This window comes from Pseudoduganella sp. (assembly GCF_041914865.1).
Lineage (GTDB): Bacteria > Pseudomonadota > Gammaproteobacteria > Burkholderiales > Burkholderiaceae_D > Rugamonas.
The window spans coordinates 52928-64650 of record NZ_JAYSCO010000029.1 but is presented as its reverse complement, the minus strand read 5'-3'; the positions used below and the strand labels follow the sequence as shown (position 1 = coordinate 64650).

General features: G+C 64.6%; 12 protein-coding genes. 8 read left to right on the top strand and 4 right to left on the bottom strand.

Annotated elements, in window-relative coordinates:
* Positions 1-11 precede the first annotated feature (11 nt).
* Positions 12-533 carry a DUF5610 domain-containing protein gene (locus tag ACE3TQ_RS15080; RefSeq protein ID WP_374583100.1) on the bottom strand — a complete coding sequence of 174 codons (522 nt, stop codon included), beginning with the start codon at positions 531-533 and terminating at the stop codon, positions 12-14.
* Between the two features lie 50 nt (positions 534-583).
* Between ACE3TQ_RS15080 and sbcB the strand changes: the two genes are divergently transcribed.
* On the top strand, positions 584-2029 hold the full coding sequence (gene sbcB, locus ACE3TQ_RS15075) for an exodeoxyribonuclease I (protein WP_374583099.1): 1446 nt from the start codon (positions 584-586) through the stop codon (positions 2027-2029).
* A 50-nt stretch (positions 2030-2079) separates the two neighbouring features.
* On the opposite strand, the gene pyrF is transcribed toward sbcB, so the two are convergent.
* Positions 2080-2901: an orotidine-5'-phosphate decarboxylase gene (gene pyrF, locus ACE3TQ_RS15070; protein ID WP_374583098.1), complete on the bottom strand. Its 822-nt coding sequence runs from the start codon at positions 2899-2901 to the stop codon at positions 2080-2082.
* A gap of 114 nt (positions 2902-3015) precedes the next feature.
* Between pyrF and ACE3TQ_RS15065 the strand changes: the two genes are divergently transcribed.
* The 7 genes from ACE3TQ_RS15065 to ACE3TQ_RS15035 all read left to right on the top strand — a co-directional run bounded on the left by ACE3TQ_RS15065 (position 3016) and on the right by ACE3TQ_RS15035 (position 9183).
* Positions 3016-3606 (top strand): LemA family protein, encoded by a 591-nt coding sequence (locus ACE3TQ_RS15065; protein ID WP_374583097.1) that lies wholly within the window; start codon positions 3016-3018, stop codon positions 3604-3606.
* A gap of 9 nt (positions 3607-3615) precedes the next feature.
* On the top strand, positions 3616-4728 hold the full coding sequence (locus ACE3TQ_RS15060) for a YgcG family protein (RefSeq protein WP_374583096.1): 1113 nt from the start codon (positions 3616-3618) through the stop codon (positions 4726-4728).
* The gene (locus ACE3TQ_RS15055) at positions 4729-5253 is read left to right on the top strand and encodes a TPM domain-containing protein (RefSeq protein ID WP_374583095.1); all 525 of its coding nucleotides are present in this window, start codon (positions 4729-4731) and stop codon (positions 5251-5253) included.
* 32 nt (positions 5254-5285) lie between these two features.
* A complete protein-coding gene (locus ACE3TQ_RS15050; protein WP_374583094.1) occupies positions 5286-6050 on the top strand; it encodes an SDR family NAD(P)-dependent oxidoreductase in 765 nt (254 codons plus the stop codon).
* A gap of 220 nt (positions 6051-6270) precedes the next feature.
* Positions 6271-8154, top strand: a complete 1884-nt coding sequence (locus ACE3TQ_RS15045) for a methyl-accepting chemotaxis protein (RefSeq protein ID WP_374583093.1) — start codon at positions 6271-6273, stop codon at positions 8152-8154.
* Between the two features lie 165 nt (positions 8155-8319).
* Positions 8320-8718 carry a VanZ family protein gene (locus ACE3TQ_RS15040; protein WP_374583092.1) on the top strand — a complete coding sequence of 133 codons (399 nt, stop codon included), beginning with the start codon at positions 8320-8322 and terminating at the stop codon, positions 8716-8718.
* A gap of 75 nt (positions 8719-8793) precedes the next feature.
* On the top strand, positions 8794-9183 hold the full coding sequence (locus ACE3TQ_RS15035; protein WP_374583091.1) for a hypothetical protein: 390 nt from the start codon (positions 8794-8796) through the stop codon (positions 9181-9183).
* Here the strand turns inward: ACE3TQ_RS15035 and ACE3TQ_RS15030 are convergent.
* Positions 9180-10058 carry a TraB/GumN family protein gene (locus ACE3TQ_RS15030; protein ID WP_374583090.1) on the bottom strand — a complete coding sequence of 293 codons (879 nt, stop codon included), beginning with the start codon at positions 10056-10058 and terminating at the stop codon, positions 9180-9182. The genes ACE3TQ_RS15035 and ACE3TQ_RS15030 overlap by 4 nt on opposite strands.
* Positions 10059-10221: 163 nt before the next feature.
* Positions 10222-11718: a dipeptidase gene (locus tag ACE3TQ_RS15025; protein ID WP_374583089.1), complete on the bottom strand. Its 1497-nt coding sequence runs from the start codon at positions 11716-11718 to the stop codon at positions 10222-10224.
* Positions 11719-11723 lie beyond the last annotated feature (5 nt).

The following is an 11723-nucleotide window of genomic DNA, read 5'->3' as shown; positions in this document are numbered from 1 at the left end:
TGACCCCGAATTCACTCCCTTTGGCTGGAAACAAAGTCATCCAGCCCCTTCATCACCAGCTCGTAAGTCTTGTCGATGTTGGCGGCGATGTCACCGTTCAGCACCTGCAAGCCCTGCAGGATGTCGCGCGCTTCCTTGAAGCCTTTTTCGATGCCGCCTTTGATCGTGTCCATGAACTTGTTCAGGGCTTCGTCGCCCTCCAGGTCGGAGTGCTGTTTCTGGAAAGCGCCGAAGAAAGCGGTCGAGAGTGATACGATGCGTCCCGCCGTGCCTTCGGGCGAGTTGTCCTGGCCCATGGCATCCTGGATCGCATCCGGCCCGAAATCGGCCTGCAATTGCTCGTTGATCGAGGTGATCGCGGATTTGTACACCAGCGCCAGCGGGTCATTCTCCGAATTCAGCGAAATGGAGGCCGATTCCTGCAGGATCGACACATTCAGCTGCATCTTGGCGCGGGTGGACGCGGAAACGGCCGTGTCGTTGCTGGCAGCCGCCGGCGTGGCACGGGTATTGATGGAAATGGAATTTGACACAACAGTCCTCCTTGCCTCAGCATTCGATAACGAGAACCAACATTTGCACCATGAGTAACCATACCTTCCTGTGGCATGACTACGAAACCTTCGGCGCCGTGCCACGCCGCGATCGCCCCGCCCAGTTTGCCGCCATCCGTACCGACGCTGAGTTGAACGAAATCGGCGAGCCGATCATGCTGTTCTGCCAGCCGGCCAACGATTACCTGCCCGACCCGACCGCCTGCCTGATCACCGGCATTACCCCGCAGCAAGCGTTGCAGCAGGGCGTGCCGGAGTACAAGTTCGCGGCCACCATCGAGAAGGCCTTCTCCGAGCCGGGCACCATAGGCGTAGGCTACAACACAATCCGTTTCGACGACGAAGTCACGCGTTTCTTGTTCTGGCGCAACCTGATCGACCCTTATGCGCGCGAGTGGCAGAACCAGTGCGGGCGCTGGGACTTGCTGGACGTGGTGCGCATGACCTATGCGCTGCGCCCGGAGGGTATAGAATGGCCTATCAATGATAACGGCAAGCCAAGCTTCAAACTTGAGCACTTGACCAAGGCTAACGGCCTGGTGCACGAAGCGGCGCACGATGCGCTGTCCGACGTGCGCGCCACTATCGCCCTGGCGCGCTTGATCCGCAGCAAGCATCCGAAGCTGTTCGATTTCTGCCTGGCCCTGCACAAGAAGGACCGCGTGGCTGAGGAAATCGGCTTGCACCTGGCGCCGCAGCTGCGCCAGCCTTTCCTGCACGTATCGGGCATGTTCCCGGCGGAACGGGGCTGCCTGGCACTGGTGTGGCCGCTGGCGCCGCACCCGACCAACAAGAACGAGCTGCTGGTCTGGGATTGCTCGTACGATCCGCAGGAACTGTTTGCGCTGGATGCGGAAACCATCCGCATCCGCCTGTTCACCCGTGCCGATGCCATGCCGGAGGGGATGACGCGCCTGCCGATCAAGAGCATCCATATCAATAAGTCGCCGATGCTGGTGTCGAACCTGAAGACGCTGCGCCCCGAACTGGCCGAGCGCTGGGGCCTGGACCTGGAAACCGCGCGCGCCCATGCGGCCCGCGCGGCAGCCGGGCCGGATATGACGGCAATCTGGGAGCAGGTGTTCTGGCGCCCGGCCAGCGAACCGGCGGATGTGGACGAGGACCTGTATGGCGGCTTTGTCGGCAATGGCGACAAGCGCCTGCTGGAATCGCTGCGGCGCGAGCATCCGGCCAAGCTGGCCACGGCCTCGCCGCACTTCCAGGATGAGCGCCTGGGCGAGCTGCTGTTCCGCTACCGCGCGCGCAACTTCCCGCAGACGCTGTCCGAGGAAGAGCATGAGCATTGGGAGCAGCACCGCGCAGCGCGCCTGTTTGAAGGCGTGGGCGGCGCGCGTACGGTAGATGAGTTGTTCTCGGAGCTGGACCGGCTGGGCGCCGAGACCGATGAACAGGGGCAGCAGGTGCTGGCTGCTTTGTACGACTATGCTGAGATGATTGTGCCTGAGCGCTACTAAAACCAGCAAGGAAGGGTCAGACCCTCGGGTCTGACCCTGGTGTACCGGGTTTAAGCGCGATGCAGGTTGATCGCGTCGCGCGTTTCCTGCGCCACGCGGCGCGCAGCAGCGGCGAAGTCCTCGCCCCCCTGCGGCGCCGCGTACAGGATTGCGCGCGAGGAGTTGATCATCATGCCGGTGCCGTTGTAGGTGCGGCCCGCCTTGACGGTCGCCTCGATATCCCCGCCCTGCGCGCCGATGCCCGGCACCAGCAGCGGCATGTCGCCCACAATCCCGCGCACCTGCGCCAGTTCTTCCGGGAAGGTCGCGCCCACCACCAGCGCGCACTGGCCGTTCGCATTCCACTTCTCCGCCACCAGCTTGGCAACGTGCTGGTACAGCGGCTTGCCGTCCACTTTCAGGAACTGCAGGTCGGATCCGCCCGCGTTCGAGGTGCGGCACAGGATGATCACGCCGCGGTCGCTCCACTCCATATATGGTTCAACCGAGTCCGAGCCCATATACGGGTTCACGGTCACGGCATCGGCCTGGTAGCGGTCGAACGCTTCGCGCGCGTACTGCTTGGCGGTGGCGCCGATGTCGCCGCGCTTGGCGTCCAGGATCAGCGGGATGTGCGGGTAGTTCGCTTTAGCGTAGGCGCAGATCTTCTCCAGCTGGTCTTCCGCTCCCAGTGCCGCGAAGTAGGCGATCTGCGGCTTGAACGAGCAAGCCAGGTCGGCGGTGGCGTCGATGATCTCGGTGCAGAACTGGTAGATGCCTTGCGGGTTGTTCTGGAACTGCGCTGGCAGGCGCGCCATATCCGGGTCCAGGCCAACGCACAGCAGGGAATCGTTGGCTGCCCAGGCAGCGGATAATTTTTCGATGAATGTCACAGCGGGCCTCTTTTTTCTTTGCGTTGCAAACCCTACATTATAGCGGGCGCCGAAGTGCGCCTTGCCCGGGCTGAATGCGTGTATATTTCGATAATACGTTCCAAGGAGCGAAGAATGCGAAACTTTCTGGCAGTGGGTGTGCTGGCAGCGGTTTTCCTGTCCGGCTGCGGCTATAACGATTTCCAGGCCAAGGACGAAGCGGTCAAGGCGCAATGGGGCGAGGTGGTCAACCAGTACCAGCGCCGCGCGGACCTGATCCCGAACCTGGTCAATACCGTCAAAGGCTACGCCTCGCACGAGCGTGAAACGCTGGAGGCGGTGACCAAGGCGCGCGCCTCGGCCACCAGCATGCAGGTCACGCCGGAGGTACTCAACAACCCGGGCGCTTTGCAGAAGTTCCAGCAGGCGCAGGGGGAACTGAGCAGCGCGCTTTCGCGGCTGATGGTGGTGGCGGAAAAGTATCCCGACCTGAAGGCCGATGCCAGCTTCCGCGACCTGCAATCGCAGCTGGAGGGCACGGAAAACCGCATCACGGTCGCGCGCCAGCGCTATATCGCTGCGGTGCAGGACTTCAATGTGCTGGCGCGGCGCTTCCCGACCAACCTGACGGCCATGATGTTCGGCTATGAAGTGAAGCCCAGCTTCACCGTCGAGAACGAAAAGTCCATTTCAACCGCGCCAACCGTCGACTTCAACAAGAAGTGAGGAGCCACCATGGCTACCCGTCAAACACGTGGTGGCGGCAAAGGTTCCAGCCGCGATGAAGACCGGCTGAGCGACCCCTTGCTCGATCGCGACCTGGCGCGCCGCAGCGGTGGGCTGCCCAAACGTTCCCGGGGCTGGCCATTGCCAGGCGCGCCCTGGCTGCGCGTGGTCCTCGGGCTGGCCGTGGCGGCCTTGCTGGTCCTGGTCGTCACCGCCGCTTCGGCCCGCGCGGCCGATACCGGTTTCGTCGCGGTGCCGGCCAAGGCTGCCCGCGTCACCGACCAGGCGGGCATGCTGACCGCGCAGCAGCGCACCGCCCTGGACGGCGTGCTGGCCGATTACGAGCGCAAGACCGGGAGCCAGATTGCAGTGCTGCTGCTGCCTTCCACCGCGCCCGAAGCGATCGAGCAGTACAGCATCCGCGTGGCCGATGCCTGGAAGCTGGGCCGGCGCGGGGTGGACGATGGCGTGCTGCTGGTGGTGGCGAAGGATAATCCGTCCTCGCTGCGCCGGCTGCGTATCGAGGCCGGCCGCGGAGTCCAGGGGACGCTGACGGATGCCCAGTCCAAGCGCATTTTGCAGGATGTGATTGCGCCGCATTTCCGGCAGGGGGACTTCTACGGCGGCCTGGCTGCCGGCGTGAGCGCGATTGCGACCTTGCTGGACAAGGAGCATTTCCCGGCAGCGGCCGGCGGCCAGCCTGGCGCTGCGCCGGCAGGGCAAGGCGGCGTAGCGCGCATGGCCGAAGCAGCGGGCGCCGGCGCGATCGGTGGCGCCGCCACGCCGGACGGTGCACCCAGTGCGGGCGATGCGGGCGGCGCGGACAATGCGGATGACGGCGGCTGGTCGGCTGGCTGGGCCCTGCCCTTGCTGCTGTTTGGCGTCTTCGTCGTGCTGCCGCTGATGCGCGGCGGCCGGCGGCATGGTTTAAGGCGCGGCGGCTGGGGCTCGGACGCGACTGGCGTGCTGCTGGGGGCTGCCTTGGGCAACGCTTTGAGCGCCGCCAGCCGCAGTGGCGGCGGCAGCAGCTGGGGCGGCGATTTCGGCGGCGGCGATAGCGGTGGTGGTTTCAGCGGCGGCGGCGGCTCATTCGATGGCGGCGGTGCCTCGGGAGACTGGTAAATGGCGACAACACCCACAAGCTTCTTTGGACGCTGCAAGCGCGCCTGGCGCCATGCCACGACCGGCACGGCCGCTGGCAAGCGCGCCTTCCCGCCTGAAACGCTGGCGGCGATCGAGCAGGCGATCACCCAGGGCGAGCAGCGCCACCGCGCCGAGGTCCGCCTGATCGTGGAGCCCGGCCTGGATATCCGCGCCGCCTTCAACGGCATGACCAACCGCCAGCGCGCGCGCGCCCTGTTCGCGCAATACGGCGTCTGGGACACCGAGGAGAACTGCGGCGTCCTCATTTACATCAACCTCGCCGCGCGCGAAGTCGATATCGTGGCCGACCGCCATGTCGGCAAGCTGGTCGCCGACACCGAATGGCAAACCATCTGCCGCACCATGACCAGCGGCTACGCGCAAGGCGATTACCACGCCAGCACGCTCTCCGCGCTGGAGCAGCTGAACACCCTGTTGGCACGGCACTACCCCGCCGGCGGCGCGCGCCCGAACCAGCTGCCCAACGACGCCGTCATCCTCTAAAATGGGCTTCCTCACCAAAAGTGGAAGCACCAATGAAACTAACAAATAAAGTAGCCATCGTCACCGGCGCCACCCAGGGTATCGGCCTGGCTTGCGCGCAGCGCCTGATTACCGAGGGCGCCAAGGTCATGCTGGTGGACATCAAGCCGGAAGGCGTACAGGCCGCCGAAGCGCTGGGCGACCAGGCCCGTTTCTTTGCCGCCGATGTCAGCCAGAAGGCCGATGTCGACGCCATGGTGGCCGCCACCCTGGCCGCCTTCGGCCGCATCGACATCCTGGTCAACAACGCGGGCGTCACCCACAAGTGCAGCTTCCTCGACCTGGCCGAAGCCGATTTTGACCGTGTGCTGGGCATTAACCTGAAATCCATGTTCCTGTGCGGCCAGGCGGTGGCGCGCGAGATGGTCAAGCAGCAGAGCGGCTGCATTATCAATATGTCAAGCGTGAACTCGGAGCTGGCGATCCCGGACCAGGTGCCTTATGTGGTGTCGAAGGGCGGCGTCAACCAGCTGACCAAGGTCATGTCGCTCAACCTGGCGCCGTACGGCATCCGCGTGAACGGCATCGGCCCCGGCACCATCCTGACCGAACTGGCAAAACAGGCCGTGCTGGCCAGCCCGGAGGCAAAACGCACCATTTTGTCGCGCACTCCTTTGGGGCGTTGCGGCGAGCCGGAAGAGGTTGCTTCGATCTGCGCCTTCCTTGCCAGCGACGACGCCAGCTACATGACTGGCCAGACCCTGTTTGTGGATGGCGGCCGCATGGCGCTGAACTACGTTGTACCAGTTAAAGAATAGTTAATCGAATAGTTATACGAAATTTGAATAACGATTATCGAAAATGAAAATTGGACTGATATGTGGCGCTGCACCATAATAGCGCATGTCTCCACTATTCTCCTCCAAGAAAATAGTTTAAGCCCGCTTTAACCAGCGGGCTTTTTTTTTGTCCATTTTTTGTCCACTTTTGTTCCTGACCCCAAAGTGGACATTACAATGGGGAACCATGGAGGGGGCGGTGGACAAACTGTTGAACCGGCTGAAACTTTGGCAGCGCTTTGCGCTCTTGGGCCTGTTGGGCTTGCTGCTGGTCGCGCCGCCGTTTTATCTGTTCCTGGCTGAGAATAACCGCAGCATCGAATTTTCCATCACCGAACAAGGCGGGCTGAAGCCCGGGGCGCAGGCGCTTGCCCTGCTGCAGAATATGCAACAGCACCGTGGCTTGTCGGCCGCCTTTGTGGGGGGCGGGCAGCTGGCCCGGGAGCGCAGCGCCAAGGAGGCTGACGTCAATCGGCTGCTGCAGGGCATGGCCGCCCTGCTGCCCGAGGGCCGCGGCCAGGACCGCCGCATGCTGGCGCGCATCGGCGATGAGTGGGCGCGCCTGGCGCGCGAGGTGGCCGCGCGCAGCCTGGCGACCGTGGAGAGCTATGAGCGCCACACGGCCTTGTGCGAATACACCCTGCTGTTCATCGAACAGTTGGCCGACCAGTCCGGCCTGTCGCTCGACCCCGATCCCGATTCCTATTACCTGATGCGTGCGGTGCACTTCGATTTGCCGCGCGTGGCCGAGAACCTGGGCCAGATGCGCGCGCGCGGCGCGGGCCTGCTGGCGTCGCGCAAGATCGATATCGAGAACCGCGCCTTCATGTATGGCTTGCTCAGCAAGGCGCGCCAGGCCAGCGAGGGCATGCAGCGCACGATGGGCAAGGCGTATGCGGCCAACCCGGCGCTGAAGCAGCGGCTGGGCGCGCCGGTCGCCGGCGCGGCGGCGGCGGCGGCGGAAGTGACCGAACTGGCGCGCAGCCGTATCGTGCTGGCGGAAACGCTGGAGTACGCGGCGGCGGACTACATTGGCGCCACGACCCGCGCCATCGACCAGCTGTTCGGTGTGGCCGATGCCGCCCATGCGGCGCTGGCTGGCCGCATCGGGCAGCGCTTGCAGCAGCAGCGCTCGGCGCGCCAGCAATTGGCGGGGGCGGTGCTGGCCACCGCCGCGCTGGCAATCCTGGCCGGCTACGCCATCAGCCACCACCTGGTGCGCCAGATCGGCGGCGAGCCGGCGCAGGTGTGCCAGGTCTTGCAGCAGGTGGCGCAGGGCGACCTGACGCAGCGCGTGAAGCTGCATGGGCAGGACCGCGGCAGCCTGGCCTTCATGGTGCAGGACATGGCGCAGCGCCTGCATGCCACCGTGGCCAGCGTGCGCCTGGCGGCCGATACGCTGGCCAACGCGGCGGCGCAAGCCAATGCCACGGCGCAGGCGCTCAGCACCAGCTCCACCGAGCAGGCGGCCAGCGTGGAGCAGACCAGCGCGGCGATCGAGCAAATGAGCTCGTCCATCAGCCAGAACCATGAGAATGCGCGCGTGACCGACGCGCTGGCCACACGGGTGGCCGGCTATGCGGTGCAAGGTGGCGAGGCGGTCAAGCGCACGGTCGGCGCCATGCAGCAGATCACGCACGAAATCGCCATCATCGACGACATCGCTTACCAGACCAACCTGCTGGCCCTGAACGCCGCCATCGAGGCGGCGCGCGCCGGCGAACATGGGCGCGGCTTTGCCGTGGTGGCGGCGGAAGTGCGCAAGCTGGCCGAACGCAGCCAGGTGGCCGCGCAGGAAATCAGCGGCGTGGCGCAGGACAGCGTGGCGGTGGCCGACCAGGCCGGCAGGCTGTTGCAGGATATCGTGCCCGGCATTGGCCGCACGTCCGAGCTGGTGCAGGAAATCACGGCGGCCTCGCGCGAACAAAGCAGCGGCGCCGGCCAGATCAGCGAAGCCATCAACCAGCTGAGCGAGACCACCCAGCGCAATGCGGCTGCGGCGGAGCAGCTGGCCGCCACGGCGGAGGAACTGGCGGCGCAGGCCGAACTGCTGCTCGATGCCGTGGCCTATTTCAAAGTCTGAGGAAAACTTGTTCTATGTCATGGTGCAGTCACACAGGATCCCTATAATGGCTACATCTGACACACACGCAACAGATATGCGTGGTGGCGGAAGGTGCGCCGGCCCTGTGCCGGCGCATCGGCTTTCAGGGCCGAGTTTTTTGCGGCCTGTGGTATCTTCCCACCCATGCAAAAATTCCTCACCCTGCTCTTCCTGAGCGACGCCTGCGCGCGCCTGCGCTTCTGGGGCGCCCTCACCCTGTTCACCCTCAACTGCATCATCGGTTCCATCCCCGGCGCGCGGGCCGAAGCGGCGCAATACGCCAGCGGCCTGGTGCTGCACAGCTTCGGCTATTCGGTGCTGGCTTTCCTGCTGTTCACCGGTTGCCGCGGCGTGCCGGCGCAGCGCGCGCTGAAAGCGGTGGGCGGCATCGCGGTGCTCGGCGCGATCGATGAGTTCGTACAGTCCTTCTTTCCCTATCGCCACGGTTCGGTCGACGACTGGCTGGTCGACATGGCCGCCGCCATCATCGCCGCCACCTTGATGTGGGCCCTGTGGAGCCTGCGCAAACGCCCTGCGGCTTGACGTGCGTCGGCCGTTTGCGGAACGGCGTACACTTCCCCGGCGCGCAGACCTTACGTGGCTTCTTAGGGAGGATGTATGAAACTAACCGCAATCCTGGTGGTGAGCCTGGCCCTGGCTGGCTGCACCACCGACAGCAGCAAACGCACCGCCGGTATGGATGACAGCGGCAGCACAGAAGGCAGCACGATGGCCGGCACCGGCAGCACAGCCAGCACAGGCGGCTCGTCCGGCACTTCGTCCGCAGGATGGGATGGCGTGGTGCAATCGATCGATCCAGCCGGCTCCCTGTCGGCCGGCGGCGCTGTCGGCGCTACCGCAGCGGGCAGCGCCAGCGGCTACCGCGTCACCGTGCGCAAGGCGGACGGCACGCTGGAAACCGTGAACGTGGACAGCATGCCCAGCTACCGTGTCGGCGACAGCGTACGCTATTCCAACGGCACGCTGAACACCAGCCAGAAATACTAGTAGACCTTTTCGACCTGGTAGCCGTGCTGGCGCAGCAAGGCCGGCACGCCATTGTCGCCCACCAGGTGCAACAGGCCGATGCCGATAAAGGCGTCGCCCTTGCGCATGATGGCTTCGATGCTGGCCGCCATTTCGGGATTGCGCTTGCCCAGCAAAGTCCGGTCCATGAAACGGGCGGATACCGTGTCGCCGGTGGTCAGTTCGCGTGTCAGTGCTGCGATGCGCGCAGCATCCGCAGCACCCCATGCCTCGACCAGGCCGGCCGACTTACGCAGGGCGCCGCCGCTGTCGATATCATCGATGTTTTCCAGCAGGTAGGCTTCCTGCTGCGCGTCATCGAGGGAGCCGAACAGGCCCAGCTGGTAGTCGGCATTTTCCAGCTCCAGCAAGGGCTTCTTGCGCGCGTTGGAGAGCAGGTAGCCTTCCACGCCGAGGCCGCGGTTGAAACCGCTCTTTTCGATTTCCTGTCCGACCAGGATATTCGCCACCACCCACGGCCGGTAGTGCTCGACGCTTTTCAGCGGCAGCTTCACCTTGTCGAGCGCGGCCTGCAGGCGCGCCAGGGCCGCCGGCGACAGGTGGTCGCGGATGCTTTGCCCGGCCGGGTACTGGCCATGGCGCGCCAGCGCGCTGAAGTAGGCCTCGCTGGCACGCACATCGAGTTCGAGCACCAGCGCGCTGGACTTGGCCAGCGCCTCGGTGACTTCGGGTTCGAGCGGGAAGAAGTCCTGCTTGCCAACGTGGATGGTGCCAAACAGGTAGGAGGTTTTGCCTTCGTGATGCACGCGGTACAGCGCGCCGCGACGCGGCACTTCGCTGGACTGGATGGCATCCGCAGGCGCGGCGACGTGCGCCGGCGGGATACTCATATCCATACTTTGTGCCGACAGGGAAAATGACAATGCAGTCAGGAAGACAAGCTTGCGAAACATGGCATCTGTTCAAAGGATGCCTGTGACGCAGCCAGGCATGGGCTGAGGCTTCCGCAGCGAAAGCCTTATTGCCCATGGTAATGCACGTACTGCCGTACGGCAATCTTTATTTCGCCAATTCCACCAGGACTGCGGTGTACATTTCCAGGTTGAGCAGTAATTGTTTTTCCGTTATGTACTCATGTTCGGAGTGGCCGGTGTAGACCTTGCCCGGCATGGTCGGGCCGAAGCTGACGGCGCGCGGGAACAGGCGCGAATTGGTGCCGCCGCCGACCGAGATCGGCTGCGGGTCACGGATGCCGGTGTAGTGCGAGAACACCTTCATCAGCGTCGGCAGGTGCGGCGCGTTATCCTGCACCCACGGCTCGCCGATCTGCGCCTGCAGCGTCGCCCGCACCTGGTTCTGTTCCTTCCACGCTTCGAAGGCGGTGTTGATTTCCGCCGTCAGTTCCGCTGTTGTTTTTCCGCGCGGGCGGCGCAGGTTAATGCCCAGCACCAGGCCCTGTTCGCCGGCCTTGAGCGTGGTCGGCGCGACCGTCATCGGCCCCATGAAGTCGTCGCTGTAGGCAATCTTGCCGAACTTGTCACCGGTCAGGCCGGTGCCGATCATATCGTTCACGAAGTCCACCATCAGGCCGGCCTGGCTGCCGCGCCAGCGCTGCACGGCCAGCGCATCGGCCAGCATGGCGATGGCGTTCACGCCGTCTTCCGGCTTGGAGGAATGCGCCGAAAGGCCTTTGGCGATAACCGACAGGCGCTTGCCTTTCCATTCATACTGGTAGCGCATGCCCTGCTGTTTGGCCGCGCGTGCGCGGATCGCCTGCTCCAACGCGGCATCGGCGTTGTCGATGTCGGCCCGCGCATCCTCCGGGATCTGGCTGTCGAAGAAGCCGCCGGTGAAATGGCTCACAATCGGCGTGCTGCCCGGCGCCGCGCCCATATCGGGGATGGTCACGCGCAGGCCGCCCCAGCCCTTTTCCGCCGTCACGGCCGGATATTCGGCATCGATGGTGATATTGGTTTGCGGAGGCGTGTGGTTTTTCAGGAAGGCTTCCAGCGGCGCCCAGTCCGACTCCTCCGCCATGTAGATGTACAGTTCGATGCGCTTCTTCAGCGCCACCTTGCGGTCCTTGATCGCCTTCATCGCGTACATGGCGGTGGCGATCGGGCCCTTGTCGTCTTCGGTGCCGCGTCCCAGCAGCAGGCCCGGCTCGCTGGTGCGATCGAGCTTGAACGGCGACTGCTTCCACTTGCTGGGGTCCACCGGCTGCACGTCGCCATGGGTGATGATGCCGACCCGCTCCTTGCCCTGCCCCAGGCCGACCACCATGATGTAGCCATGGTCGGCGTAATCCAGTCCAAGGCGCGCCGCTTCCTGCTTGATGAAGCGCTTGAAGCCGATGTGCTGCGGGTTCTTCTCGAACGGCACCTTGGGGTCGGCCACGGTATTGAAGCTGACCATGGCGGCCAGGCTGTCGATCACTTTTTCGCCGTAGGCCTGGCGCGCATGGCGCGCGGCGGCGGTGGCGGCGTCGCTGACGGGTGCGGCGGCGTGGGCGGAAGCATGGGCCAGCATGGCGGCCAGTACAAGTTTCTTGAGCATTGTGC